The organism is Streptomyces sp. NPDC024687 (assembly GCF_055559055.1).
Genome location: NZ_JBVHLJ010000008.1, coordinates 236,014 through 261,229 on the forward strand (window position 1 = coordinate 236,014; position 25,216 = coordinate 261,229).

General features: G+C 71.6%; 24 protein-coding genes and 1 pseudogene. 13 read left to right on the forward strand and 12 right to left on the reverse strand.

Annotated features, from left to right (window positions below; translation table 11 throughout):
• Positions 1 to 336: 336 nt before the first annotated feature.
• The 6 genes from ACZ39I_RS29950 (at position 337) to ACZ39I_RS29975 (ending at position 6,767) form a co-directional block, all read left to right on the forward strand.
• Entirely contained in the window at positions 337 to 2,997 is a 2,661-nt protein-coding gene (locus ACZ39I_RS29950; RefSeq protein ID WP_467247851.1) for a sensor histidine kinase, read from the forward strand.
• Positions 2,994 to 3,470 (forward strand): roadblock/LC7 domain-containing protein, encoded by a 477-nt coding sequence (locus tag ACZ39I_RS29955; RefSeq protein ID WP_031052307.1) that lies wholly within the window; start codon positions 2,994 to 2,996, stop codon positions 3,468 to 3,470. The genes ACZ39I_RS29950 and ACZ39I_RS29955 overlap by 4 nt, the downstream gene beginning before the upstream one ends.
• A gap of 19 nt (positions 3,471 to 3,489) precedes the next feature.
• Positions 3,490 to 3,906, forward strand: a complete 417-nt coding sequence (locus ACZ39I_RS29960; RefSeq protein WP_059207068.1) for a DUF742 domain-containing protein — start codon at positions 3,490 to 3,492, stop codon at positions 3,904 to 3,906.
• The gene (locus ACZ39I_RS29965) at positions 3,893 to 4,495 is read left to right on the forward strand and encodes a GTP-binding protein (RefSeq protein ID WP_467247854.1); all 603 of its coding nucleotides are present in this window, start codon (positions 3,893 to 3,895) and stop codon (positions 4,493 to 4,495) included. The genes ACZ39I_RS29960 and ACZ39I_RS29965 overlap by 14 nt, the downstream gene beginning before the upstream one ends.
• Positions 4,496 to 4,571: 76 nt before the next feature.
• A complete protein-coding gene (locus ACZ39I_RS29970) occupies positions 4,572 to 5,642 on the forward strand; it encodes a polyprenyl synthetase family protein (RefSeq protein ID WP_467247855.1) in 1,071 nt (356 codons plus the stop codon).
• Between the two features lie 54 nt (positions 5,643 to 5,696).
• On the forward strand, positions 5,697 to 6,767 hold the full coding sequence (locus ACZ39I_RS29975; protein ID WP_467247856.1) for a polyprenyl synthetase family protein: 1,071 nt from the start codon (positions 5,697 to 5,699) through the stop codon (positions 6,765 to 6,767).
• Positions 6,768 to 6,777: 10 nt separating this feature from the next.
• Here ACZ39I_RS29975 and ACZ39I_RS29980 read toward each other — a convergent pair whose 3' ends face one another.
• The 7 genes from ACZ39I_RS29980 to ACZ39I_RS30010 form a co-directional block, all read right to left on the reverse strand.
• The gene (locus ACZ39I_RS29980; protein WP_467247858.1) at positions 6,778 to 8,028 is read right to left on the reverse strand and encodes a hypothetical protein; all 1,251 of its coding nucleotides are present in this window, start codon (positions 8,026 to 8,028) and stop codon (positions 6,778 to 6,780) included.
• 5 nt (positions 8,029 to 8,033) lie between these two features.
• Positions 8,034 to 8,615 (reverse strand): hypothetical protein, encoded by a 582-nt coding sequence (locus tag ACZ39I_RS29985; RefSeq protein WP_467247860.1) that lies wholly within the window; start codon positions 8,613 to 8,615, stop codon positions 8,034 to 8,036.
• A 95-nt stretch (positions 8,616 to 8,710) separates the two neighbouring features.
• Entirely contained in the window at positions 8,711 to 9,526 is an 816-nt protein-coding gene (locus tag ACZ39I_RS29990; RefSeq protein ID WP_467247862.1) for an ABC transporter permease, read from the reverse strand.
• A complete protein-coding gene (locus tag ACZ39I_RS29995) occupies positions 9,523 to 10,164 on the reverse strand; it encodes an ABC transporter ATP-binding protein (protein ID WP_467247864.1) in 642 nt (213 codons plus the stop codon). Before ACZ39I_RS29995 ends, ACZ39I_RS29990 begins: the two co-directional genes overlap by 4 nt.
• A gap of 119 nt (positions 10,165 to 10,283) precedes the next feature.
• The gene (locus ACZ39I_RS30000) at positions 10,284 to 10,952 is read right to left on the reverse strand and encodes an ABC transporter permease (RefSeq protein ID WP_352381960.1); all 669 of its coding nucleotides are present in this window, start codon (positions 10,950 to 10,952) and stop codon (positions 10,284 to 10,286) included.
• Positions 10,949 to 11,638, reverse strand: a complete 690-nt coding sequence (locus ACZ39I_RS30005) for an ABC transporter permease (RefSeq protein WP_467247866.1) — start codon at positions 11,636 to 11,638, stop codon at positions 10,949 to 10,951. Before ACZ39I_RS30005 ends, ACZ39I_RS30000 begins: the two co-directional genes overlap by 4 nt.
• The gene (locus tag ACZ39I_RS30010) at positions 11,635 to 12,765 is read right to left on the reverse strand and encodes an ABC transporter ATP-binding protein (protein WP_467247868.1); all 1,131 of its coding nucleotides are present in this window, start codon (positions 12,763 to 12,765) and stop codon (positions 11,635 to 11,637) included. Before ACZ39I_RS30010 ends, ACZ39I_RS30005 begins: the two co-directional genes overlap by 4 nt.
• Positions 12,766 to 13,004: 239 nt before the next feature.
• Here ACZ39I_RS30010 and ACZ39I_RS30015 point away from each other — a divergent pair, with 239 nt between their 5' ends.
• Positions 13,005 to 15,044 (forward strand): ArnT family glycosyltransferase, encoded by a 2,040-nt coding sequence (locus ACZ39I_RS30015; RefSeq protein WP_467247869.1) that lies wholly within the window; start codon positions 13,005 to 13,007, stop codon positions 15,042 to 15,044.
• Positions 15,045 to 15,083: 39 nt separating this feature from the next.
• Here the strand turns inward: ACZ39I_RS30015 and ACZ39I_RS30020 are convergent, their stop codons facing one another.
• From ACZ39I_RS30020 to ACZ39I_RS30030, 3 genes are read right to left on the reverse strand one after another with little or no spacing between them, the layout of a single operon-like run.
• Complete coding sequence (locus ACZ39I_RS30020) at positions 15,084 to 15,809, reverse strand: FAD:protein FMN transferase (RefSeq protein WP_467247871.1); 726 nt, start codon at positions 15,807 to 15,809, stop codon at positions 15,084 to 15,086.
• A gap of 10 nt (positions 15,810 to 15,819) precedes the next feature.
• On the reverse strand, positions 15,820 to 16,524 hold the full coding sequence (locus ACZ39I_RS30025) for an FMN-binding protein (protein WP_467247872.1): 705 nt from the start codon (positions 16,522 to 16,524) through the stop codon (positions 15,820 to 15,822).
• A gap of 10 nt (positions 16,525 to 16,534) precedes the next feature.
• Positions 16,535 to 17,875 (reverse strand): ferredoxin reductase family protein, encoded by a 1,341-nt coding sequence (locus tag ACZ39I_RS30030; protein ID WP_467247873.1) that lies wholly within the window; start codon positions 17,873 to 17,875, stop codon positions 16,535 to 16,537.
• Positions 17,876 to 18,052: 177 nt separating this feature from the next.
• Here ACZ39I_RS30030 and ACZ39I_RS30035 point away from each other — a divergent pair, with 177 nt between their 5' ends.
• The 3 genes from ACZ39I_RS30035 (at position 18,053) to ACZ39I_RS30045 (ending at position 21,253) form a co-directional block, all read left to right on the forward strand.
• On the forward strand, positions 18,053 to 18,727 hold the full coding sequence (locus tag ACZ39I_RS30035; protein WP_467248080.1) for a response regulator transcription factor: 675 nt from the start codon (positions 18,053 to 18,055) through the stop codon (positions 18,725 to 18,727).
• A gap of 38 nt (positions 18,728 to 18,765) precedes the next feature.
• Positions 18,766 to 20,181 (forward strand): sensor histidine kinase, encoded by a 1,416-nt coding sequence (locus ACZ39I_RS30040; RefSeq protein ID WP_467247875.1) that lies wholly within the window; start codon positions 18,766 to 18,768, stop codon positions 20,179 to 20,181.
• A gap of 70 nt (positions 20,182 to 20,251) precedes the next feature.
• Positions 20,252 to 21,253, forward strand: a complete 1,002-nt coding sequence (locus ACZ39I_RS30045; RefSeq protein ID WP_467247876.1) for an NAD-dependent epimerase/dehydratase family protein — start codon at positions 20,252 to 20,254, stop codon at positions 21,251 to 21,253.
• Positions 21,254 to 21,351: 98 nt separating this feature from the next.
• On the opposite strand, the gene ACZ39I_RS30050 is transcribed toward ACZ39I_RS30045, so the two are convergent.
• Together ACZ39I_RS30050 and ACZ39I_RS30055 are read right to left on the reverse strand one after the other, a co-directional pair.
• On the reverse strand, positions 21,352 to 22,464 hold the full coding sequence (locus tag ACZ39I_RS30050) for a sensor histidine kinase (protein ID WP_467247877.1): 1,113 nt from the start codon (positions 22,462 to 22,464) through the stop codon (positions 21,352 to 21,354).
• 3 nt (positions 22,465 to 22,467) lie between these two features.
• Entirely contained in the window at positions 22,468 to 23,181 is a 714-nt protein-coding gene (locus ACZ39I_RS30055; RefSeq protein WP_467247878.1) for a response regulator transcription factor, read from the reverse strand.
• 103 nt (positions 23,182 to 23,284) lie between these two features.
• Between ACZ39I_RS30055 and ACZ39I_RS30060 the strand changes: the two genes are divergently transcribed.
• From ACZ39I_RS30060 to ACZ39I_RS30070, 3 genes and pseudogenes are all read left to right on the forward strand, one after another.
• Positions 23,285 to 23,995, forward strand: coding sequence for a glycosyltransferase family 2 protein (locus tag ACZ39I_RS30060; RefSeq protein WP_467247880.1), 711 nt, complete (start codon positions 23,285 to 23,287; stop codon positions 23,993 to 23,995).
• Positions 23,992 to 24,600 (forward strand): TIGR04282 family arsenosugar biosynthesis glycosyltransferase, encoded by a 609-nt coding sequence (locus tag ACZ39I_RS30065; protein ID WP_467247882.1) that lies wholly within the window; start codon positions 23,992 to 23,994, stop codon positions 24,598 to 24,600. Before ACZ39I_RS30060 ends, ACZ39I_RS30065 begins: the two co-directional genes overlap by 4 nt.
• Positions 24,597 to 25,202: pseudogene (locus ACZ39I_RS30070) on the forward strand (class I SAM-dependent methyltransferase); the annotation flags it as partial. The gene ACZ39I_RS30065 and the pseudogene ACZ39I_RS30070, both read left to right, overlap by 4 nt.
• Positions 25,203 to 25,216 lie beyond the last annotated feature (14 nt).

The window sequence follows — 25,216 nt, forward strand, 5'->3', positions numbered from 1 at the left end:
GTGTTCGGGGCGTCCGGGAGGGGAAGCCCTTGCACTGATCCAATCCAGCCTGTTCTCCCGCAGTCAAGAGCGACCTGGTCACAATTGGCATCAGCCCGTGATCGATTGTGAAGGAAACGCGAAACCGGCACGCGGGGTACGACTCGGGTTGTAACGGATTCTTGACTCAGGGCGGCAACAAGCGCTGTCCGAAGAGGCTGTAGTCTCGCCGCAGTTGGCGCCGGTCACACAGGCGTGCAGGAGCCACTCAGGTGTCCCTACGCACCGTCCCGTAGCGATCAGAATCGGTCAGGCGCGCTCTCGCGCGCGGTCCGAGACACCCACGAAGGAGGGCTGGTGTCCACGAACGAGGTGGACGTGTCCACCCGGTCGGCACCGCCGCCGAACCGGGACGGCGCACGCGGCGACCGGGGACTACGGGACTTCGCCGAGCGCTGGCCGTTCCGGCGCAAGCTGAACATCCTGGTGGGCGTGCCCCTCGCGGTGGTCGCCGTACTGCTGGCCTATCTCTTCGCCGACCAGGTCGGCCAGTCCCGGGACGCGTCGGACGCGGCCCAGCTCGTGCGGGACAGCGCCGAAGTGGCCAAGCTCGTCGGGCAGTTGGAGGCCGAGCACCAGCAGGCCGTCCTGCTCTCCGTGCGCCACCAGTCCAGCTGGGACGGCCGCGCCCCCTCGCAGGCCGCCTACCGCGAGGCGCAGATCCGGGTGGACAACCAGGTCGAGAAGGTCCGCGAGGTCTTCGGCGGCCGGCTGCCGCAGGAGGAGGCCCAAGCCCTTCGCGAGGTCAACGGCCTGGAGGACCTGCGCAACACCATCGAGAAGGCCTACCTGCCCGCCGACAACATCGACCCGGCCTACAGCGACGCCGCCAAGGGCCTGATCGACGGCCTCGGGCTCGACCGCAACCCGGCCCTCGCCGCCACCTTCACCGGCAACCTGCTCGACTCCCTGCTGCGCGCCGACGCCGCGCACGGTTCCTTCGAGACCGGTGTCTTCTCCGCGACGACGGGCGACTCCAACGCCCTTATCGAGCTGATCGGCGCGATCGGCTCCTACGACGAGTACACCCACCAGGTCGAGCGCTTCGGCCGGTTCGCCACGGCCCAGCAGGCCGAGGAACTCGGCGACATCGAGCACAACACGCACCAGGCGGCGATCGCCCGGCAGTACGCCGAGCTCCAGATCGACCCCGGCTCGCTCCAGGCGGGGACCCCGTCCGAGATCAAGGACGCCTTCCAGACGGCGCTCGACTCCTACCCGGACTACCGCGCCCAGGCCCGCACCCGGCTGAACACCACCACTTCCCTCATCGGCCAGATCGCCGACCGCGCCGACGCCGCCTCCCGCGACGCGCGCTCCAACGCCGCCTGGCTGCTCGGATCGGCCCTGCTGGGCTTCGTGCTCTGGCTCGCCTTCTCGGTCGCCGTACGACGCTCGGTGGTGCGCCCGGTGCAGGCGCTCACCGGTGCCGCGAGGCAGGTCGCCGAGGTGGCGGGCCGCGAGCTCGCCCGCGTGGCCGACGACGACACCGAGGACACCGGAACACCGCGGCTCCAGGAGGTGCCGGTCACCGCGAAGGACGAGATCGGCGATCTCGCCGACGTGTTCAACCAGGTGCAGACCACCGCGGTCGCGCTCCTCGAACGCCAGGTGCTCAGCCGCCGCAACGTCGCCGAGATGTTCGGCAACGTGGGCCGCCGGGTCAGCAACCTCACCACCCGGCAACTCGCCCTGATCGACGCGGTCGAGCGCGGCGAGACCGACCCGGCGCTCCTGGAACGCCTCTACAGCATCGACCACATCGCGGTCCGCCTGCGCCGCAACGCCGACAGCCTGATGCTGCTCGCCGGCATCCGCGAGACGGTCCTGGACTCCGGACCGCTCGCCCTCACCAACGTGGTGCGCGCCGCACTCGGCCAGATCGAGGGCTTCCGGCGGGTCTCCCTGCAGGCCGGCACGGAAGCCATGGTCGAGCCCGACATCATCGGCGACCTCACCCTGATGGTGGCCGAACTCGTCGAGAACGCCGTGTCCTTCTCGCCCGTCGGCAGTCCCGTCGAGGTGATCGTCAAGGACAGCCACGAGGGCGCACTGGTCGTGATCTCCGACCACGGTCTCGGCATGAGCGCCGAGCGCCTGGAGGAGGAGAACGCCCGCCTCATCCGCCGCGAGCGCCTCGACCTCGTCCCCACGAAGGTCCTCGGCCTGTTCGTGGTGGGCACACTGGCCCGCCGCTGGGACGTCAGCGTGGTCCTGTCCCGCACACCGGGAGGCGGCGTGACGGCCGAGGTGACCATCCCCACCTCCCTCCTGCTGACGATGAGCCCCGTGTCGAGTACGGCGGCAAAGTCCCGTACCGCCTCGGTGGCGGGCGTCGGTCCGGGCACGGCCACGGGTACGCGCCCGGCACCGGCCTGGGCCTCGGACACCGGCTCGCAGACGGCACCGGTCCCGGATCCGGTCCGGACGGCAGCTCCTACGGCCGTACGGCCCGAGTCGGGCCAGGAGCCGGCCGCGGGCCCGACGACCCGGGGCACGGCGGCCCCCGAGCCCGGCGTCACGGTGGCCGCCTCCGCCGACGGCGATCACGCGCCTCTCCCCCGCCGGGTTCCGCACCGCGACACGGCCGCGTCAGCTCAACTTCCCTCCCCCGCAGCCCCGTTCATCCCGCAGGCCCGCACCGGTGAGGTGCCCGCGAACGGCGACGGCGACGGCGGCGACGGCGCCCGCCCCCTTCGCCGCCGGGTCCGTGGTGCCACGCTGCGTACCACCGTCGGTGCCGAGGCCGTACAGAAGACGGCGCCCGTCCGGCCCGCCGACGCGGAGGCCGTACGCGACGCGCTCGACGAGTTCGAGGCGGCCGTGGAGCGCGCCCACCGGGACAGTGAGACCGGCAGCCACCCCAGACCCGTACCCAGGGACGACGTGGAAACCCGTCAGACCGCATCCAACCCCCCGCACGAACAGAACCACTCCCCGGAAGGAGCGGAGCAGTGAGCACGTCCACAGGTGACACGCCTACGGAAGGCACCACGCCCGCCGACCTGCAGGCCGCCGCAGCCGACTTCACCTGGCTGCTGAACCGTTTCGCGACGGAGACCGCGGGCGTCGTCGACGCCATCGCCGTCTCCTCGGACGGGCTGCTCATCGCCGTGTCGGAGCTGCGTGAGCACGCGGACTCCGAGCGGCTCGCCGCGATCGTCTCCGGTATCACGAGCCTGGCCGCCGGAGCCTCCGGCAACTACGGCCTCGGTGGCCTCAACAAGGTCATCATCGACCTGGAGGGCGGCCATGTCCTGGTCTCCGCGATCGGCAGCGGCGCCGTGCTCGGCGTCGTCACCGACAAGGAGGCCAAGCTCGGCAACATCGCGTACGAGATGACGCTGTTCGCGAACCGGGCCGGCAGCGCGCTCAGCCCCCAGCTCGTGCTCGAACTGAAGAACAGCGTCGGCACCGCGTCGAAGCGCTGACCGAGGAGGAAGCGCAGTCATGGCGGACGGCAGCACGCCTCCGAGTCCGGAGCCGGGCGGTCCCGTGCCCGCCGTACGGCCGTTCCTCGTCACCGCCGGCCGGGTGGCACCCGATCCGTCCGGCCGGACGATGCCCGTCGAGACCCAGGTGGTGGCCACCGCCGAGGGACTCGCCGTGCTCGACCGGCTTGCCTTCGAAGAGCACGACATCGTCGCCGCGTGCCGGATCCCGCAGTCCATCGCGGAGATCGCGGCCCGGCTGCGGCTGCACCTGAACGTGGTGCGGATCCTCGCCGAGGACCTACGTACGGCCGGTCAGCTGACGGTGCACGTGCCCGACACCGACGTCACCCACGACGCCTCCGTCCTGCGCAGGCTCATCGACGGCCTGCGCGCCATCCCCGACTCCCGAGGGGTACTCCGTGACACCGACTGATCCGGCCACCCGGCCCTCGGCCGCGTCCGCCGCCGCCGTACGACCGCCGCTGCCGGTCAAGATGGTGATCGCGGGCGGCTTCGGGGTGGGCAAGACCACCGCGGTCGGCTCGATCTCCGAGATCGAGCCGCTGACCACCGAGGCCGCCATCACCGAGGTCGCCGCGGGCGTGGACGACCTCAGCCACACCCCGCGCAAGACCACGACGACGGTCGCGATGGACTTCGGCTGCATCACCGTCGACCCGACCCTGAAGCTGTACCTGTTCGGCACGCCGGGCCAGGAACGCTTCGGCTTCATGTGGGACGACCTCGTCGAGGGCGCGCTCGGCGGCCTGGTCATCGTCGACACCCGCCGCCTGGACGACTGCTACGCCGCGGTCGACTACTTCGAGCACAAGCAGATCCCGTTCGCGGTCGCCGTCAACGCCTTCGACGGCAGGGTCGAACACACCCTGGACGAGGTCCGCTGGGCCCTCGACGTCAACGACCGTGTCCCGGTGATCGTGTTCGACGCGCGGGAGCGCGGTTCGGTACGGGACGCGCTGCTGGTCGTACTGGAACAGGCGCTGGCGCGCACGGAGGCCTGACGCTCGCCCACGACACGGGCGTGCAGGCCGACAATGCCGCGCGTGCTGTTCAGCGGTGTGGGTCGTTGGACGGATCATGCAGACCACATCGGTGACGCGGCTCGATCTGCCTGCGGTGCAGCGCCAAGTAGACGGCGTGCTCGAGGACTTCCTGGCCGAGAAGGCTCGTGCGGGGGCCGGCCGGGGGCTTCCGCCGGAGGTGGTGCAGACCGTACGGGACTTCCTGGCAGCCGGCGGGAAGCGGATCCGGGCGCTTTTGTGCGTCGTGGGCTGGCACGCCGCCGGTGGCCGTGGTGACGTGGCACCGGCGGTGCGGGTGGCGGCGTCGTTGGAGTTGTTCGTGGCCTTCGCGCTCATCCACGACGACATCATGGACGACTCGGCCAGCCGCCGCGGCCGGCCCGCTGTGCACCGCGTGATGCGTGCCCGGCTGGGAGCCGGCGAGCGGACCGAGCGGCTGGGTGCGGGCGGCGCGCTGCTGGTGGGCAACCTGGCTCTGATGTGGGCTCAGGAACTGCTGCACACCACCCCGATGGACTCCGGCCGGCGGCGGCTGGTCCATGGGCTGTACGACGCGATGCTGGAAGAGGTGATGTACGGGCAGTACCTGGACGTCATGGGTACCGGCCGTGACGCCGATGACGTCGAGGCGGCCTTGCGGATCGTCCACTACAAGACCGCCACCGCGACGATCGAACGACCCCTGCAACTGGGGGCTGCCGTCGCCGGGGCCGACGAGGCCACGATGGAGGTGTTCACCCGGCTGGGCCGGCCGCTGGGGGAGGCGTTCCAGCTGCGGGACGACCTGCTGGACGTGTTCGGCAGCCCGGACGGCGCATGCGCTCCCGGCCTGAGCGACCTGCGGGAGGGCAAGCGGACCGTGCTGCTGGCCCTGGCCCTGCGGAACGCCGACCCGGTCCAGCGGAAGCGGCTCGGCCGGCTGGTGGGCCGGGCCGGCCTTCAGGAGCGGGAAGCGGCGGAGATCCGGGCCATCCTGCTCGCGACGGGGGCACGACAGGAGACCGAAGAGATGATCGCTTCCCGCTACGAACACGTCCTGCGCGTTCTCGACGGGGCCGGGTTCCCGCAGTCCGCGGATCGTGCTCTGCGTCGCCTGGCGGTCAGGGCCACCCGGTACACCTCCTGACCCGTGCCGCGACCACAGCAGTGTCACCCGACCCCCGAGCAGGAAGAACTCGTGATGACCGAGCAGGTTCTCGATCGTGTCGCCGGATATGAGCGCTGGTTCAACACGCGCTTCGAGGAGTACTTCGACACGTTGAGCGACCGGCTGGACGCGCCGCCGTTCAGCCGTTTCACCCCGGAGTGCATTGATCTGCTGCGGGATTTCTCCTTGCGTGGCGGAAAACGGTTCAGGGCCGTGGCAGTGAACGAGGCAGCTCGCCTGGTGACCGCCGAACCGGTCGAAGGTCTGGACGCGGCGGCGCTGAGCATCGAGTTGCTCCACACTTCCGGCCTGGTGCATGACGACGTGATCGATGACGGTCCTGTCCGCCGGGGAGGCCCGTCCACCTACTACGTCTACCGGGAGAGGTTCCCTGATCATCCGCACACGGCGATCGGTCTGACCGTGCTCGCGGGGGACCTCGCCCTCGCCCTGTCGCTGCAGGTGCTGTTGGAGACGAAGGCGCCCGTGGGGGTGCGACAGGCCATGGTCGAGGTCCAGACCCGGGCTGCGGCGGACACGTTCATGGGGCAGATCATCGACGTCGAGCGGGACTTCATGGCCGCCCCGGACGAAGAGATCCTGCACTGCGTGTCCGACTACAAGACCGCACGCTACTCGCTTCTCGCACCCATGCAGCTGGGACTGCTGGCCGCAGGCGAACAGCCCTCCCTCTTCGAGAAGGAGCTGCGTGATTACGCCCGGCTGGTCGGCATCAGCGAAACGATGCGCGACGACTACCTGGATCTGTTCGGAGACCCTGCCGTTCTGGGCAAGCCGACCGGCGCCGACATCCGTGACGGCAAGCACAGTTACGCTCTCCACGCCCTGCTCGCAGCCGTTGACGGCCCGGAGCGTCGCGTGGTGGAAGCCGCGTTCGGCGATGCGTCCTGCACGCCGGAGACCGTCGCGGCCGTCAGGGAGATCGGCGAACGCCGCGGGGTGGCGGACCGACTGAGAACCGACATGCACCGCCATGCGCAGCAGGCGTCCACGGTGGCCGCCGACTGGCGGTCCCGGTGGCGGGAGGAGGCGGTCACCTTCTTCGAGCAGCTGCCGCTGTGGAGCGTCAACCGCACCAGGTGACCGGCCGCACCTACAAGGTGCTTGGTGGCGGGGCCGAGCGCGTCAGCTCCGCGACGGCCTCGCGCCAGCGTTCGGGAATGCTGTCGGCGCCGGGAAGGGCCGTGTCGATGCGGAAGGAGACGCTGGTGGTGTCTTCGTACGTCGTCGCCGCGACGGCCAGGGGGACGCCGGGCGGGCAGCACATGATGGGGTCGATGCGGTGCACGGCAGCCTCGCCGTAGGACAGGCGATGGCATACCACGAGGTAGGAGGCGCAGATGGTGAGCCGGCCAGGGACCGTGCTCGCGTCCACGAGGAGCTGGAGCAGCCGCCGGGGAAGCCGGGTGAGGGCCGCTCTCAGCACCGCCTTGTGTCCGGCGGACTTGAGTACGGAGGTGACGGCCGCCGTGCGTGCCAGGCGCCGGTCCACCGGCATGGTCCCGCCGGGCAGATCGAGCCGGGTCAGGAACAGCCGGTTGCCGGGGGCCGCGACCTCGTCGGGCGTGCGCACGTTGACGGGGACCATCACGGGGATCGCCGTGCCGGTGGCGTGGGGCCAGGCGTCCTCGGCCCACTGGGTGATCGCGTGGACCACAGTGGTGAGGTAGACGTCGTTGACGCTGGTCCCGCCGATGCGGGCCGCGGCGCGCAGACCGGCGGAGGGTGCCTGGGCCCACAGCAGGTGGCGGCGGCTCGACAGCGGATGCGCGGCGGATTGCCACAGGCGGTCCCGGCGCGCGTGCCGCAGCAGGCTCACGGCACTGCGGGCGGTTCGGCGCAGGCCGGCCCGGGCGGGCGCGGGGAATCGGGGCAGCGGACGCGGGCCGAACAGCGTGTCCAGCACCGTGCCGATGTTGGCGCCGTCCTGAACGGCGTGGTGCGTGAGATAGAGCAGAGCGGACCCGTCGGGCACGTGACCGTGCAGAAGGAACATGCGCCAGGCCGGCACTTTCTCCGGCCACGGCTCTTTCAGCGCGAGACGCACCGCTGCCTCGAGAGCCTGCGGTTCGCCGTCGACATGCTGGGCGCGGAGGTGCCAGGTCATGTCCAGGTCGGCCCGCATCCACTGTGCGGTCGGTCCGTCGCCGGTCAGGACATGCGTCAGACAGGGCAGCTCGTCCAGATGGACGGTGACGTGCTCGCGCAGGCCGGCGAGATCGGGCACGGCGCCGGTCAGGTGCAGTACTGCCCCGATCCTCGCGTGGGCGTCCGGATGCTCCGCAAGCTGTTCAGCCCTGACCAGGACGAGATCGGCGGGGCCGGGAGCCGGGAACGGGTTCATGCCCATCACCTCACGAGGTCGAAGACGGGGGAGCTGACGGCCGCGCCGATGAGGAACCCGACGCCGACCTGGCCGGCGGTGTGGCAGCGCAGCCGGAGGCGGGAGCAGCCGATCAACACCACCACGGGAGCCAGCACGAGCGACCAGGGACCGAAGACCGTCGCGAGGATGGTCAGGGCACCGGAGGCGACGGCGGAGTGCACCGACACCTTCCAGAAGAAGGTGATCGCCAGGAGGGCGAGGAGAACGGCGAGCATCGCCGTCACCAGCGCCGTCACCTCGACGGGAGCATCCAGCTCATACAGCAGTACGGTGCCGGTGACGACCGAGGCCATCACTGCCGGGGCCGCCACGATGCGGTCCTGCCGACGGCGCACATGGCGGTCTCCCCAGTACCGGCGGTGCTCGCCGAACCGCAGGATCACCGTGGGCAGCACCGCGGTGAACACCGCCGCGACCACGCCCCAGCCGAGGCCGGCCCAGCCGTCCGTGTGCCGGCCCAGCAGGGGGGCCAGGAGCAGCATCCAGTTCCGGGGCTCGCCGCCGTCGCTGAGCAGCCACGCCCAGCGCGCTTCCGTTCGAGGCACCGCCTCCTGCACCGCCGCGCTCTCCCGTCCCTCACGTGGTCACGCTGTCGCCGTACACGGCGTTCATCGTCCGAACGACACGCACACCGGGCCGGTCACGACACCGGCGCAGCCTGCTCGACGCCCGCCGACGGTGCCTCGTCCCCCGTACGCGGGACGCGGGTGCGGGTCCGGGCGGCGAAGGCGGCGATGCCCAGCGCGGCCATGCCGACCGCCCAGCCTCCCCCCAGCAGGAGGCACCCGGCCGGCACCACCCGCAGACCGGCAGCCGCCACCGAGGTCTGCACCGCCGCGTAGGCCGGCAGCAGACGCACCACGAGACTGTCCGCTTCCGGGTTGATCAGCGGGTTCTGCAGCACCAGATCAATGGAACTGATCATGATGGCGAGGAACATGCCGGCCAGCTCGCTGCGCACCACGGCCGCCAGCACCATCCCGATTCCGCCGTAGACCACGGCGCCGGTGAACATGCCCGCGGCGAGCACCAGGGGCTGCTCGGGCCGCCAGAACAAGTGCATCCACGCGGTGGTGTAGGCGGCGACCACGGCCGCGGCCAGAAGGAGCGCACTGCACTTGGCGAGCGCGAGACACGACCGGGGAAGGCCGGCCCGCACCAAACGCTGGTCGAACGGCGCGGAACGCACCGTGGCGACGAACATCATGAACGCGATGACCAGCGACAGGGCCTGCAGCGCACCGTTGATCTGGAGCAGGATGTTGCCGTCCATGACCACCGTGCGGCCGACCGGACGGATCCGGAACCGCAAGGGGGCGGACGCCACCACCGTGAACGCCAGCGTGGTCCACAACGGCACGAACAGGACCACGATGAGCAGCGCCAGCCGGTTGCGCGCCTGCTCGATCAGCGCGAACCGCACGGCCGTACGGAAGCAGGACCACCACCGCGTCATACCGCCGCCATCCCTGCTCCGGTCTGTTCCGTCTCCCGCAGTACGCCGGCCTCAAGGCGGTACAGGGTGTCCAGGCGGGAGGCGTCATGCGCGAGGTGGGAGACCACCAGTACCGCGCAGCCCCGGTCCCGCAGGTCGGCTGCCACATCCCAGAACCGCAGGTAGGTGTCCCAGTCGAAGCCCTGATACGGCTCGTCCAGAAGCAGCACCTGGGGGTCGTGCATCAGGGCGAGAACCAGATTGAGCTTCTGGCGCGTGCCGCCGCTGAGCGCCGCCACCCGATCGTGCCGGTAGTCGCTGAAGTTCAACCGCTCCAACAGCTCGAAGGCCCTGGTCAGGCTGCTGATGCCGTAGGCGGTCCGGAAGAAGTGCAAGTGCTGCTCGACGGTAAACGCCTGGTGGAGCACGGTGTCCTGCGGGCAGCTGCCCAGCCGGCCCGCCCGCTCCACCACCCCGCTGTCCGCGACGAGATCTCCGGCCAGGATGCGTAGCAGTGTGCTCTTGCCGGCGCCGTTCTCACCGACGATGCCCACCAGTTGACCGGCAAGAAGGTCGAGCGACACCCCGCGCAGGACAGGACGCCGCCGGTAGCCCTTCCGCACCCCTCGCACCCGCAGCACCGGGTCGAGCGAGCTCACCACCGCACCCTCCACATCGCTGCGCCCCCGACCGAACGCCGTCACTTCTCGGCTCCGGTCACTGCAACGATCACGAGGTCCCACAGGACACGAACGGATACACGTCGGGCGGGTAAGTCCTAGTTGCTCCTGAGCACCCCGCGGGAGACCGTGAGCCGGGTGATCCCCCAGAACAGCGCCAGCGTCGCCAGCGCCATCAGGGCGACCAGCGTGGCGCCGCCCACGACCTTCTCGTAGTTGCGCTGGTAGAGGCCGTCGACGATGTAGCGGCCGAGGCCGCCGAGGGAGACGTACGCGGCGATGGTGGCCGTCGACACGATCTGGATGGCCGCCGAGCGCAGTCCGCCGAGGATGAGCGGGAGGGCGACCGGGAGTTCGACCCGGAAGAGCACCTCGATCTGGTGCATGCCCATCCCCCGGGCCGCGTCCACCGGGGCGGGATCCACCGACCGCATCGCCTCGTAGGTGGTGACCAGGATCGGCGGCACGGCGAGCACGACCAGCGGGATCATCACGTTGATCAGTCCGAAGCCGAGCGACAGGGTCATCAGGACCAGCAGACCGAAGGTCGGTACGGCCCGCCCGGCGACGGCGATGAAGGCCAGCGCGTTGCCACCCCGCCCGTAGTGCCCGGTGACGAGTCCCACCGGCAGCCCGATCGCCGCGGCGATGGCGAGGGCCTCCAGGGTGTACTGGACGTGCTCGCCGAGCCGGGTGGGAATCCCGTCGTAGCCCTGCCAGTGCGCGCTGTCGCTGAAGAAGGCGTTGATGAAGTTGAGGACGTTCACCGGGCGGCGACCTCCGGTTCGGGCCGCTCCGAGCGCCGCGCACGCGCGCCGCTCGGCATCCACGGCGTCAGGAGCAGGCGTACGACGACCAGCAGCCCGTCGGCGAGGATCGCGAGGACCGCCATGGTCAGCACGGCGTTCACGGCGAGTTCGGGCCGGTTGTAGATGTTGGCGTCGTTGATGAGGTTGCCGAGCGCGCCCTGGTTGCCGATGAGGGCGCCGACGCTGACGAGGGAGATGCTCGACACGGTCGCCACCCGCAGCCCCGCGATGATGGCGGGCACGGCGATCGGCAACTGGACCTGCACGTATCGCCGTACGGGCCCGAAGCCCATCGCCGTCGCCGCCGCGAGGGTCTCCTGCGGCACCGAACGGACGCCGTCGACGATCGCCGGGACCAGGATGACGAGGCTGTAGACGGTGAGCGGGATCATCACGGTGAGTTCGGTCTGGCCGGTGTAGTCGATCAGGACCACGAAGAAGGCCAGCGACGGGATCGCGTACAGCACGGTCGTCACCCACAGCACGGGCGGGTACAGAAACCGGAAACGCACGCACAGCTGGGACAGCGGCAGGGCGACCAGCAGCCCGGCGAGGACCGGTAGCAGGGCTTCCCTGAGGTGCAGGCCGATCAGCCCGAGCCAGCTGTGCTGGAGGTCGCTCGGGATGTCGAAGAAGCCGTTCACCGGGCGGCCTTGGCGTCCGTACGGCCCTCCGCGTGCGCTCCGCGGATCGCCTCGCCGATGGCCTGCTGGGAGACCACTCCGGCCACCCGCCCCTCGGCGTCGACGCCGACGGCCCACCCGGTGGGCGAGAGCACGGCACAGTCCAGCGCGGCCCGCAGCGAGTCGGTGCCGGCCACGAAGGGCCGCCCGTACGAGACCAGTCGCGTCGCGTCGACACTGCCCGCGGTCAGGTTCCCCGGCTCGATCCAGCCGAGGGGCCTTCCGTCCACGTCGGTGACGAGGAGGTAGGAGGCCTCGGCCGTGTCGCGGGCGGCGATCTGCTCCGCGGTGGCGTCGACGGCGACGACCGGTCCGGTGAGCAACCGGAGTCCGGAGGAGGGGAAGAAGGAGAGCCGCCGGATGCCGCGGTCGGTGCCGAGGAAGTCCTCGACGAACGCGTCGGCGGGGCTGGAGAGCAGTTCGGCGGGCGGCGCGTACTGGGCGAGCTTGCCGCCGGTGCGCATCACGGCGACCATCGTGCCGATCTTGACTGCCTCGTCGATGTCATGGGTGACGAAGACGATGGTCTTGCCCAACTCGTCCTGGATGCGCAGGAGTTCGTCCTGGAGCCCCTTGCGGACGACGGGGTCGACAGCCGAGAACGGCTCGTCCATCAGCAGGACCGGAGGATCGGCGGCGAGCGCCCGCGCCACCCCGACGCGCTGCTGCTGTCCGCCGGACAGCTGGTAGGGATACCGCTTGGCGAGCGAGCCGTCGAGGCCGACCCGCTCCATCAGCTCGCGGGCCCGCGCCCGTGCCTTCTCCTTGCCCCAGCCCAGCATCCGGGGCACGGTGGCGATGTTGTCGACGATCGTGCGGTGCTGGAAGAGACCGGCGTTCTGGATGACGTACCCCATGGACCGGCGCAGCGTGTTGACGTGCTGCTGCCGGCTGTCCTTGCCGTCGATCAGGATGGTCCCCTCGCTGGGCTCGACCATCCGGTTGATCATGCGCAGGGTCGTCGTCTTGCCGCAGCCCGAGGGACCGACGAGGACGGTGATCGAACGGTCGGGAATCTCCAGGGAGAGGCGGTCGACCGCCACCGTGCCGTCCGGGTACCGCTTGGTGACTGAATCTATCCGTATCAAAGCGCCGCATACCCTTCGGGTCTGCCAGAAGTTGTCCGCGTTCGGCCGGCCCAGCAGGCCGTCCGGCTGAGTCTAGACCGCTTGTGTTGCAGACATTCGAACAGTGGCGTCGATCCCCCACTGTGCGCGACCTGTGAGTTCCCTGATTCTCATCCTTCGTTCAGCGAAGCCACAGGGTTCGCCCAGCACCGGGCCCGAGGGTCGTCATCACCACCGCTCGGAGACCTGGAGTACGTGCCATGACGACCCTCGCCCCACCGCCCCCGCCTACCACCCAGGACGGCCGGCACCGGGCCCTGCCGCCCGCCGCGAGCAGCCGGCTGCGCAGGATGTTCACCGGTGCCCCCGATGACCCCCGCTGGGCCCGCCCGGCGCTGTGGGCGATCCTGGTGCTGGCCACGGCGCTGTACGCCTGGAACCTGTCGTCCCTCACCGGCAACACCTTCTACGACGCGGCCGTGTACTCCGGCACCAAGAGCTGGAAGGCGTTCTTCTTCGGCGCCCTGGACTCCGGCAGCTTCATCACGGTCGACAAACCGCCGTTCGCCCTGTGGGTGATGGGACTCTCCGCCCGGGTCTTCGGGTACGGCACCTGGCAGCTGATGCTGCCGATGGTCGCCGTCGGCACCGGCTCGGTGGCCCTGCTGTACCGCATGGTCAAGCGGGACTTCGGTGCCGTCGCGGGCACGATCGCGGCGCTTGCGCTCACCCTCACGCCCATCACCGTCGCCATCGACCGGGACACCAACCCCGACCCGATCCTCGTCTTCCTGATGCTGCTGGGCGCGGCCGCGCTCATGAAGGCCGTGCGGACCGGACGGCTCATGCCGCTGGTGTGGTCCGGGGTCGCGATCGGCTTCGCGTTCAACACGAAGATGATGCAGGCGTACGTCGTCCTGCCGGCCTTCTTCCTGGTCCACCTGTGGGCGGCGAAGGGCTCGCTCGGCCGCCGCATCCGCAACCTCGCCGTCGGCACCGTCGCGCTGGTCGTCTCCAGCGCCTGGTGGATGGTGGTCGTCGACCTCATCCCCGCGTCCTCCCGGCCGTACATCGGCGGCTCCACCGACAACACGGTGTGGGACCTGGTCATCGGCTACAACGGCTTCGGCCGGATCTTCGGGGCGAGTTCGTCGGTGGGCTCGCAGGGCAACGGCGCCAGTTTCGGCGGCGAGGCGGGTCTGTACCGGCTGTTCAACAGCATCATGGGGGGCCAGATCTCCTGGCTGATCCCCTTCGCCCTCGTCGCGCTGATCGGCGGTCTGGTGCTGCGCGGCCGGGCCCCGCGTACGGACGCCAAGCGGGCGGCGCTGCTGCTGTGGGGCGGCTGGTTCGTCCTGCACTACCTGACCTTCGCCCTCGCCGAGGGCACCTTCCACCCGTACTACGTCACCGCCATGGCACCCGGCATCGCGGCCCTGGCCGGTATCGGCGGCGTCATGCTCCACCAGGCCTTCTGTGAGGGTGCGGCCGCGAAGTGGGCGTGGGTGCTGCCCGCGGCGATCGCGGGCAGCACGGTGTGGGCGGTGGTCCTGCTCCAACGGGTCTCCGGCTCCGGGACGCTGTACACGGTCGCCGAAGTGGTGGCCGGGGTCGCCGGTGCGGTCGCCGTGATCGGGCTGCTGCTCGGCCGGTTCACGGGGCGGCAGCGGCTGACGGGCATCGCGGCCCTCGCGGCGGTCGTCGCCCTGCTCGCCGGTCCCGCCGCGTACTCCGCCTCGGCGGCCACCTCCAGCACCAACGGCACCAATCCGACGGCCGGTCCGAGCACGGGCGGCATGGGCGGCGTGGGCGGGGGTGGCGGCATGGGCGGCGGCCAGCGGCCGAGCGGCACCGGCGGTCCCGACGGCGGCACCGGCACGAGCACCAGCGGCAGCGCGCCGAGCGGCTCCGGCAGCTCCAGTTCCAGCTCCGGCAGCCAGTCCGCGTCCGGCCGTACCGCCGGCGGCATGGGCGGTGACGCCCAAGTCTCCTCCGCGATGATCTCGTACCTGAAGAAGAACCAGGACGGCGCCACCTGGCTGGTCGCGGTCGCCACCGACCAGACCGCCTCCTCGATCATCCTGGAGTCCGGCGAGCCGGTGATCTCCATGGGCGGCTGGTCCGGCTCCGACAACGCCATGACCCTCGCCAAGCTCAAGAGCCTCGTGAAGTCCGGCAAGCTGCACTACATCGTCATCAGCAGCAGCGGCCAGGGCTCCTCGAACTCCGAGATCTCCACCTGGGTCAAGAAGAACGGCACGGCGGTCTCCGCCTACAGCGGCCTGTACCGCCTCGGCTGACGAGCACGCGATACACGGTCACGCGGAGGGCGGGTGCTGTCAGGGAACGGCCGGGAAACCGGGCGTACGCAGCACCCGTCGCTCCGCGTCCACCGCGAACACCTCGCAGCCGTCCAGGGAGGCAGCCCAGTCGACGCCCCCGGGGCCCAGGGCGAAGGCCGCCGTGGCGACCGAGTCGGCCTCCGTGAGCGTCGGGGCCACGACCGTCAGGCTGAGCAGGCCCGTCGCCGGGCGGCCGGTGCGGGCGTCGAGGATGTGGTCGCCGCGTTCGTAACGGGCGGAGGTGGCCACCGCGCCGTCGGTGAGCTCCAGGACCGTGCACAGCTTGTCGGCGTGTTCGGGGTGCCGTACGCCCACCCGCCAGGGGCCGCCGGCGGTGACCACGTCACCGCCGGCGTTGAGGACGAACCGCGTCGCGCCGGCCGCTGTCAGCAGCTCCGCCGCCCGCTGCACCGACCAACCCTTGACCACCGCGCAGGGATCGAGCCGGCGACCGGGCAGCCGTACGTCGAAGGCGCCGCCGGTGGCGACCCGGTAGTGCTCGCACAGGTCGAGGATCTCGCGCAGCTCCGCGCTCAGCACGTCCGCGGACAGTTCGCCGCGGTCGTACCGCGAGACCTCGCTGTCCTCCTTGAACGGGCTGAACCGGGCGTCGACCTCGCGCAGCCACGCGAAGACCGCGTCGGCGGCGGACTCGGGGACGTGCTCGTCGTCGACCCGGAGCGAGACCGGGAAGCCCATGACGTGTTCGACGCGGTGCAGCATGGTCGGTACCTCAGCCCCTCGCGTCGATCGCGGCCTGCAGGGACTCCTTGTATGCCTCGCTGGTGATGGTCGCACCGGACACCGTGTCGATGTCCGCGCTCTGCGCCTCGAGAGTCTCCGCCACCAGCACCGGCACGGCGGCCGTCGTCTGCGGGTGGTTCGGCTGCTGGAGCATCTTCACCGCGGTGATCTTCGTACCGTCGAAGGTCACCTGGACCTGTACGGGGCCCTTCTCCGTGCTGAGGGCCGAACCGTCGACGGTCTGGGAAGACGCCTCGGAGGCGGACGCCGAGGGTGAGGCCGACGCCGCCTTCGCGTTGTCGTCGATCGCGGCCTGGAGGGACTCCTTGTAGGCGTCGCTGGTGATGGTCGCGCCGGAGACGGTGTCGATGTCCGCGCTCTGTGCCTCAAGCGTCTCGGCTATCAGCTTCGGTACGGCCGCGGTGGTCTGCGGGTGGTCGGGCTGCTGGAGCATCTTCACGGCGGTGATCTTCGTACCGTCGAAGGTCACCTGGAGCTGTACGGGCCCCTTCTCCGTGTCGATCGTGGTGGTCTTGACCACGTTCGTGCCGGAGGCTCCGGACGTCCCGGAGGAGGACGTCGAGGGCGCGGGCGTGGTGGCCTGGGCGGTGGAGGTGCCGGACGACGGCTGGTACAGCCAGACGGGGACCAGGCCGGCGATGCTCAGGACGACGACAGGTATGGCTCGTTTCACGGTCTGTTCCTCATCCCGCCAGGCTGAAGCGCTCGAAGTGGATCTGCGGTTTGGGCACGTCCAGCTCGCGCAGGCTGCCCAGGACCGCGGTCATCATCGGGGGCGGTCCGCACAGGAAGACGTCCCGCTCGGCGATGTCGGGCACGAGCCGCGCCAGCTCACCCGCCGCGAGCTTGTCAGGCACCGGCGGGCCGGTGACCAGGTGGAGTTCGGCGCCCTTGGCGAGCGCGAGGTCGCGCAGCTCGTCGTAGAGGACGGCGTCCCGGTCGGAGCCGACGCGGTAGATGACGACGGCGTGGCCCTGCACCTCCTCCAGCAGCGCCCGGATCGGGGTGACGCCGACGCCGCCGGCGATGAGCACGGACTCGGGGCGGGTGCGGTGCAGGGCGGTGAAGGCTCCGTAGGGGCCCTCGGCGAAGACGCGGGTGCCGACCTTGAGGTGCCTGAGGGCGGCGCTGCCCTCGCCGGCCGCCTTGGCGGTCAGGCGCAGGGTCCTGCCGTCGGGGGCGGCGGACAGGGAGAAGGGGTTGGCCTGCCACCAGCGGTCGGCCGTCAGGAACCGCCACAGGAAGAACTGGCCCGCCCTGGCGGGGAGTTGGTCGAGGTCCTTGCCGCTGATGTAGATCGAGACGACGTTGTCGCTCTCGGGGACGACGGCCGTGACGCGGAACTGGTGGCGCCAGTTGCGCCACAGCGGGAGCACCGCGCGGCCCAGGACGACCGAGCCGAGGGCGACGCCCCAGACGCCGTACCAGTATCCGGTGGCGACGGAGGAGGCGGTGAAGGTGGTGCCGACGGCGACCTGGTGGGTGAAGGCCAGCACCACGGCGGCGTACGTGTACAGGTGGATGAAGTGCCAGGTCTCGTAGGCGAGGCGGCGCCGGGCGTAGCGGGCGGAGACCGCGCCGATCACGAGGATCAGGAAGAACGCGACGACCGCGCGGAGTACGCCCTCGGTGGTCTCGGCGAGGTCGACGATCTCGCCGACCGGGCCCACGTCGGTGCCCTCGGCGTAGCCGAAGCTGATGAAGGTGACGTGCGCGAGGAGCGTCCACAGGATGCCGAAGCCGGTCCAGCGGTGCCAGGAGGTCAGCCGGTCCATGCCGATGCGGCGGTCGAGCCAGGGCAGGCGGGCCACCAGGATCAGCTGGAAGGCCATGATGAGCGCCGCGTACAGGCCGGTGAGGCGGCCGAGCACGATGAGCGCGTTGGAGGCGAAGCCGGCCTGGGCGAAGAACCAGGCCACCACGGCCACGTTGGCGGCCAGCACGGCGTAGAGCCCGGTGCGGGCCACCACCCTGGGGCGTTTGATCGCCGTGGGGGGCGCGGGGGGCGATTGGACGGTGGTCACGGGTCGTAGCTCCTTGATCGGGGCCTCTGGATTATCGAGCTTCTCCGGTGGGAGCTGTCGATCAGCTGTCGTACAACTTTCAAGAGGTTATCGATCTGCTTACGGGGCCCATCCGGCTCTGGCTTTCCGGGCGCCGTGAAGCACTATGAGCGGGTGGAAAAAGTACGACTCCTCGTCGTGGACGACGACCCGCCGATCGCCGATCTCGTGGCGACGGTCGCCCGCTACGAGGGCTGGGAGGCGGTCACCGCGAACTCCGGCGAGGAGGCGCTCAGCCGCGCCGCGGAGTTCCGCCCGGACATCGTGGTGCTCGACCTGATGCTGCCCGACATCGACGGTTTCGGCGTCCTGGACCGGCTGCGGCGCTCGGGCACGATGGTGCCCGTGGTGTTCCTCACGGCGCGGGACGCGGTCGCCGACCGGGTGGCGGGGCTGACCCGGGGCGGCGACGACTACCTGGTCAAGCCGTTCGCGGTGGAGGAGCTGATGGCCCGGCTGCGGACCGTGCTGCGGCGCAGCGCCGGACCCGGCTTCCAGCGTTCGGTGCTCGCGGTCGCGGACCTCACGATGGACGAGGACACCCGTGAGGTGCGGCGCGGCGACAAGCTGCTCACGCTCACCCCGACCGAGTACGAGGTCCTCAGGTACCTGATGCGCAAGTCGCCGACCGTGCTCACCAAGGCGCAGATCCTCGACCATGTGTGGGAGTACGGCTTCGGCGGCCGCTCCAACGTCGTCGAGCTGGTCGTCAGCCGGCTGCGCCGCAAGCTGGACGAGCCCGACGACGGCAGGGTGCCGCTGATCCACACCGTGCGGGGCTTCGGGTACGTCATCCGGCAGGCCGCCGAGTGAGGTCCCTTCTCGGTCGGCTGCGTCCGGCGTACCGGAGGATGCGGCTCGGTACCCGTCTCGCGCTGGGGCTCGGGGCGGTGGCCCTGGTGGTGTTCGCGGTGGTGGGCACCGCGCTGACCACGTACATGCGGGACTATCTGTCGGCCCAGCTCAACGAGCAGCTGTCGCTCGCCCAGGTCGCCCAGTCGAAGAGCATCGCCGAGTCCGGCACGCTCACGGGCAAGAAGTACTGGAGCTGGTACTACGCGGTGTACGACGTCAAGGACGGCACCCCGCGGCTGCGCACGCCCGAGGACCCCTCCGATCTGCCGGAGGACGTCGACGCGTTCACCGCCGTCGCGAAGACGCAGACCCTCGCGCACACCGAGGTCCTGGCCACCGAGCACCTGAAGGGGCAGGGCGAGTACCGGCTGCGCGCCTGTGAGGTCGAGCCCGGTGTGGTCCTGGTCAGCGCGGCTCCCATGGACGACATCGACGCCACGGTACGGCGGCTGATCACGGTCCAGGTCGTCGCTTTCGGGCTCGCGCTGCTGGCTCTCGTGGTGGTCGGCCGCAGACTGCTGCGCCGGGGCCTGAAGCCGTTGAGCGACATGGCGCACACCGCGCACGGCATCGCCCTGCACGACCTGACCGAGTCGGCGGCCCGGCTGCCGCTGCGTGCCGACAAGCGGGGCGGCGGTCCGGAGGTCGAGGAGCTGCGGACGGCGTTCAACACCATGCTGGAGCACATCGACGACTCCCTGGCGGTCCGCGCGGAGGCCGAGCAGCGGCTGCGCCGGTTCGTCGCCGACGCCTCGCACGAGCTGCGCACGCCGTTGATGTCCGTACGGGGATATGCGGACCTCTTCCAGTACGCCGCCGCCAACGCCCCCGAGGAGCGTGACAGGCACCTGGCCCGGCTGCGTGCCGAGGCCGCCCGCATGGGCTTCCTCCTGGACGACCTGCTGCTGCTCGCCCGCCTCGACGCGGCGGAGGTGGAGACCCCGCTCCGGCCCGTCGAGACGGATCTGGTGGAGCTGGTGGAGCACGCGGCCGACGCCCTGCGCGCGAGCCACCCGGACCATCCGCTGACGGTGGCGCCGGGTCCCCAGGCACTGAAGCTGCGGCTCGACCCGCAGCGCGTGCGCCAGGTCCTCGACAACCTCCTCACCAACGCCGCCGTGCACACCCCGGCGGGCACGAAGGTGTCGGTCGGGGTGCGGGTGCGGGGCGGGCACGCCCAGGTGCGGATCGCCGACGCCGGGCCGGGCATTCCGGCCGCCGACCAGGAGCGGGTCTTCGACCGCTTCTACCGCGTCGACAAGGCCCGCAGCCGGGACCGGGGCGGCAGCGGTCTCGGCCTCGCGGTGGCGAGCTCCCTGGTCCGGGCGCACGGCGGCACGATCGAGCTGAGCAGTGAACCCGGCTCGACGGTGTTCACGGTGTCGCTGCCGCTGAGCCTGACCCGGCCGTGAGTCTTACGAAGCCGTGACGTGACGGCCGCGGTCCGGCCGTCCGGGCAGCTCACGGCCCTAGGTTGAGGGCATGCGCGTACTGGTCACCGGCGGTGCCGGTTTCATCGGGTCCCACATCGTCGAAGCGCTCGCGGCACACGGCCACGAGCCCCTCCTGTACGACGTCCGGGCCGACCCGGCGTCCGACGTACGGGACCACGGTGCCGTCCGCGACGCCCTGGGCGGAGTGGACGCGGTGTGCCACCAGGCGGCCATGGTCGGACTGGGCGTGGACTTCGCCGACGCCCCGGACTACGTCTCCCACAACGACCTCGGCACGGCGGTCCTGCTCGCCGCGATGGCGGAGGCGGGAGTACGGCGGCTGGTGCTGGCCGGGTCGATGGTCGTGTACGGCGAGGGCCGCTACACCTGCGCCCGGCACGGAACCGTACGGCCGGGCCCGCGCGCCGTCGCCGACCTGGACGCGGGGCGCTTCGAGCCGCCGTGCCCGCGGTGCGGCGCGGACCTCTCCCCCGGTCTGGTCGGCGAGGACGCCCCGGTCGATCCGCGGAACGTGTACGCGACGACCAAGCTCACCCAGGAGCATCTGGCGGCGTCCTGGGCGCGGGCCACGGGCGGTTCGGCGGTGGCGCTGCGCTACCACAACGTCTACGGGCCGGGCATGCCCCGCGACACCCCGTACGCCGGCGTCGCCTCCTTCTTCCGCTCCGCGCTCGCCCGCGGGGAGGCCCCGCGCGTCTTCGAGGACGGCGGTCAGCGCCGGGACTTCGTCCACGTACGGGATGTGGCCGCGGCCAACGTGGCGGCGCTGGAGGCGAGTTCGAGGGGCGGCGCGCTCACGTCGTACAACACCGGAAGCGGCGAGCCGCACACGGTGGGCGAGATGGCCCGCGCGCTGGCCGAGGCGTACGGCGGTCCCGAGCCCGTGGTCACCGGGGAGTACCGCCTTGGGGACGTACGGCACATCACGGCGGACTCGGCGCGGCTGCGGGCCGAGCTGGGGTGGAAGGCGGAGGTCGGATTCGCCGAGGGAATGCGGGAGTTCGCGGGCGCCGGGATGCGGGACGCGTAGCCCGCGGTGGACCGGTGGTGCCGCCCGTGAAAGAAAGCGGCCGCGGGCGGCACCACCTCATTTTCAAGGGGCCCCTCTTCAAGGGGCCCCTCTTCATTTCAGGAGGCGGCCGACGGCAGCAGCACTTCGAAGCGGCAGCCGCCCGGCACATTGCGTACGGTGGCCCGGCCCGCGTGGGCCTCCACGATGCCCCGGACGATCGCGAGGCCGAGTCCCGCCCCGGCAGGCGGAGTCCGGGCGTGGGTGCCGCGCCAGCCGGTGTCGAAGACGCGGGGCAGGTCCTCCTCGGGGATGCCGCCGCAGCCGTCCGTGACGGACACGACGACACCCTCGGCGCGGTGCTCGGCGGCCACCGCGACCGTCCCGTCGGCGGGCGTGCGGCGGATGGCGTTGACGAGGAGGTTGCCCAGCACGCGGCTCATCTCCTTGCCGTCCACCTCGACCGGCACGGCCGCCACCCGGTGACCGACCAGCCGTACGCCGTGTTCGCGCGCCAGGGGGTCGGCGCCCGCGAGGGCGTCCGAGACGAGGTCGTACAGGGAGATCCGGCTCGGGCTCAGCGCCAATGCCCCCGCGTGGATGCGGGAGAGTTCGAAGAGGTCGCCGACCATGTCGTTGAGGCGTTCGACCTCGGTGCGGATCTGCCGCAGGTAGCGGGCGGGGTCGGCGGCGACGCCGTCCTCCAGGGCCTCGGACATCGCGCGCAGCCCGGCGAGCGGGGTGCGCAGGTCGTGGGAGATCCAGGCGACGAGTTCGCGCCGGGAGGACTCCAGGGCGCGTTCCCGCTCCCGGGACTCGGCGAGTTTGGCGCTGGTGGCCTCCAACTCCCTACTGAGTTCGGTGAGTTCGGCGGTCGTGGAGCCGCCGGGCGAGGTGAAGTCGCCGCCGTCGCCGAAGGAGCGGGCGGCGAGCGCGAGGGCCCGGCTGCGGCCGGTGACCCAGCGGCCGAGCAGCAGGGCGGTGGCCAGCGAGACCACGGCGGCCATCAGGACGACGGTCGTGACGACCCGCAGGTCGTGCCCGGACAGGAACATGGCCTGGGCGACCGCGAGGGTCCCGGCGAGCATCGCGGTGACACCGACCGCGGCGACCACGGCGAGGTGCAGGGAGAGCGAACGGCGCCGGACCAGCACCAGCACCCAGGCGCCGAGGAGTCCGGCGGCGACGGCGCCGAGGAAGGCGTAGAGGGCGATGAGGAGCATGTCGTTCACGGGTCACACCTCCGCGTGTGAGCCGTCGAAGCGGTAGCCGACGCCCCACACGGTCTGGATCAGGCGGGGCCTGGCCGGGTCGTCCTCGACCTTGCCCCTGAGCCGGCGCACATGGACGGTGACGGTCGACAGGTCGCCGAAGTCCCAGCCCCACACCTCGCGCATCAGGTCCTCGCGGCTGAAGACCCGGCCGGGGTGCCGCAGGAAGAACGCGAGTAGGTCGAATTCCCGGATGGTGAGGGCCAGTTCGGTGCCGTCCTTGAGGGCGCGGCGGGCCGCGGGGTCCATCGAGAGTCCGGCGGCGCCCAGGTGGCCGGTCTGCCGGGCGGGCCGCGAGCGGCGCAGCACGGACTCGACGCGCAGGACCAGTTCGCGGGGGCTGAAGGGCTTGGTGACGTAGTCGTCGGCGCCGACCTCCAGGCCCAGGATGCGGTCGTCCTCGTCGCCGCGGGCGGTGAGCATGATGACCGGGACGGGCCCGCTCCCCCGCATCCGGCGGCACACCTCCAGGCCGTCCATGCCGGGCAGCATCAGGTCGAGGACGACGAGGTCCGGGCGGTGCGCGGCGGCGCGGGCGAGGGCTTCGGGGCCGTCGGCGGCCCGGTCCACGAGGTAGCCGGCCCGGTCCAGGTAGCCGGCGACCACCTCGGCGACGGTGGGGTCGTCGTCGACGACGAGGACCCGCGGCCGGGTCTGTGCGTAATGCTGCTGCTCCATGCCGCCAGCCTCGCACCACGCGCGCGAATGCGCTGCGGACGGCCGCCGACGTCCTTGTTTCGTAAGGAGCCGGAGTCCGATTCGCCCGATTCGCGTTCGTAGGGTGAGAGGTGTGACGACCCCTTCAGTGAACGAACCGGCGGCGTCCGTGGACGTCGTGCTGCCCTGTCTGGACGAGGCCGGGGCCCTGCCGTGGGTGCTGGAACGCATCCCGCCCGGCTGGCGCGCGCTCGTCGTGGACAACGGCTCCACGGACGGCTCGGCCCGCATCGCCCACGCTCTCGGCGCGACCGTGGTCCGCGAGGAGCGGCGCGGTTTCGGCGCCGCCTGCCATGCGGGGCTGACCACGGCCACGGCCGATATCGTGTGCTTCTGCGACTGCGACGCTTCCCTTGACCCTTCGGACCTGGTGCCGTTCGTGGCCGAGGTGCTGGCCGGCGAGGCGGACCTCGTGCTCGGCCGGCGCCGCCCGCAGGCCCGCGGTGCCTGGCCGCCGCACGCCCGGGCGGGCAACCTCGCGCTCGCCCGGCTGCTGCGCCGCCGCACCGGTCTGCGGCTGCACGACCTCGGGCCGCTGCGCGCCGCACGGCGCGAGCCGCTGCTCGCCCTCGGCCTGACGGACCGGCGCAGCGGCTACCCCCTGCAGATGGTGGTGCGGGCGGCCGACGCGGGCTGGCGGATCGCCGAGCACGACGTGCCGTACCGGCCGCGCACCGGCACCTCCAAGGTGACGGGCACCTGGCGGGGCACGTGGCAGGCGGTGCGGGACATGAGCCAGGTCCTGTCCGAGTCGGAGCAGGGGGTGCACGCATGACCACGCTGCTCGTCATCGCCAAGGAGCCGCGGCCGGGGCGGGTCAAGACCCGGCTCACCCCGCCGTTCACGCCCGAGGAGGCGGCCGCGCTGGCCGAGGCGTCCCTCGCGGACACCCTCGACGTCGTGGCCCGCACCCCGGCCCGGCGCCGGGTCCTGGTCCTGGAGGGCACGCCGGGCCCCTGGCTGCCGCCGGGTTTCGAGGTCGTACGGCAGTGCGCGGGCGGCCTCGACGAACGGCTGGCCGCGGCCTTCGCGGGCTGCGAGGGACCGGCCCTGCTCATCGGCATGGACACGCCCCAGGTCACCCCAGAGCTCCTCACGGTGGACTTCACCGACTGCGACGCCTACTTCGGGCCGGCCGAGGACGGCGGCTTCTGGGCACTGGGTCTGGCGGAACCGGACCCCTCCCGGCTGCGCGGGGTCCCGATGTCGACACCGCACACCGGCGCGGCCCAGCGCGCCCGGCTGACCGGACTGCGGGTACGGGAGCTGCCGCCGCTGCGGGACGTGGACACGGCGTACGACGCGGAACTGGTCGCGCGAGCGGCCTCGGACGGACGGTTCGCGGCGGAGCTCGCCCGGCTCGCGGGGGTGCCGCGATGAGGGGGCCGCGGGTCGCCGTCGTGACACGGCCCACCACGGACACGGCACTCGCGGGGCCGCAGGACGGCGAGCGGGGTGCAGGGCCGGGTGGACCCGGCGCCGGTGACCCGGGGCCGCTCGCGACGGACGGCAGCCGCGACGACGGCACCTGGTCCGCCGACCCCTATGCCCGGGCCCTGCGCACCGGCCGCGGGCCCCTCTTCCTGCGTCGCTCCGACGGCTGGCTGCTCCCGCTCGAACTGGAGCGCTGGTGCGCCGCCGCGGACGCCGCGGACCTGGAGGTGCTGCGGCGCTGCGAGGGTGCGGTGCTGGACGTCGGGTGCGGTCCGGGACGGCTCGTCGCCGCACTCGGGGCCCGTGGCCGGCGGGTGCTCGGCATCGACGTGAGCGAGGCGGCGGTCGCGCGGACCGTCGCGCTCGGCGGACAGGCCCTGCGGCGGTCCGTCTTCGAGTCCCTGCCCGGCGAGGGCCGCTGGGGCACCGCGCTGCTGATCGACGGCAACGTCGGCATCGGCGGCGACCCGCAGGCCCTGCTCGACCGTACCGCCCAACTGCTCACGCCGGGCGGCCTGTTGATCGCCGAGACGGTCACCGGCCCGGACCTCGACGAGCGCGT

What these genes read in the sequence shown, in the direction of transcription:
- ACZ39I_RS29970 (WP_467247855.1), top strand. Translation starts at nt 4,572, where the DNA reads ATGCAGACCACATCGGTGACGCGGCTCGATCTGCCTGCGGTGCAGCGC.
- ACZ39I_RS29960 (WP_059207068.1), top strand. Translation starts at nt 3,490, where the DNA reads ATGGCGGACGGCAGCACGCCTCCGAGTCCGGAGCCGGGCGGTCCCGTG.
- ACZ39I_RS29990 (WP_467247862.1), bottom strand. Translation starts at nt 9,526, where the DNA reads ATGACGCGGTGGTGGTCCTGCTTCCGTACGGCCGTGCGGTTCGCGCTG.
- ACZ39I_RS30065 (WP_467247882.1), top strand. Translation starts at nt 23,992, where the DNA reads ATGACCACGCTGCTCGTCATCGCCAAGGAGCCGCGGCCGGGGCGGGTC.
- ACZ39I_RS30045 (WP_467247876.1), top strand. Translation starts at nt 20,252, where the DNA reads ATGCGCGTACTGGTCACCGGCGGTGCCGGTTTCATCGGGTCCCACATC.
- ACZ39I_RS30040 (WP_467247875.1), top strand. Translation starts at nt 18,766, where the DNA reads ATGCGGCTCGGTACCCGTCTCGCGCTGGGGCTCGGGGCGGTGGCCCTG.
- ACZ39I_RS29975 (WP_467247856.1), top strand. Translation starts at nt 5,697, where the DNA reads ATGACCGAGCAGGTTCTCGATCGTGTCGCCGGATATGAGCGCTGGTTC.
- ACZ39I_RS30020 (WP_467247871.1), bottom strand. Translation starts at nt 15,809, where the DNA reads ATGCTGCACCGCGTCGAACACGTCATGGGCTTCCCGGTCTCGCTCCGG.
- ACZ39I_RS30015 (WP_467247869.1), top strand. Translation starts at nt 13,005, where the DNA reads ATGACGACCCTCGCCCCACCGCCCCCGCCTACCACCCAGGACGGCCGG.
- ACZ39I_RS30055 (WP_467247878.1), bottom strand. Translation starts at nt 23,181, where the DNA reads ATGGAGCAGCAGCATTACGCACAGACCCGGCCGCGGGTCCTCGTCGTC.
- ACZ39I_RS29980 (WP_467247858.1), bottom strand. Translation starts at nt 8,028, where the DNA reads ATGAACCCGTTCCCGGCTCCCGGCCCCGCCGATCTCGTCCTGGTCAGG.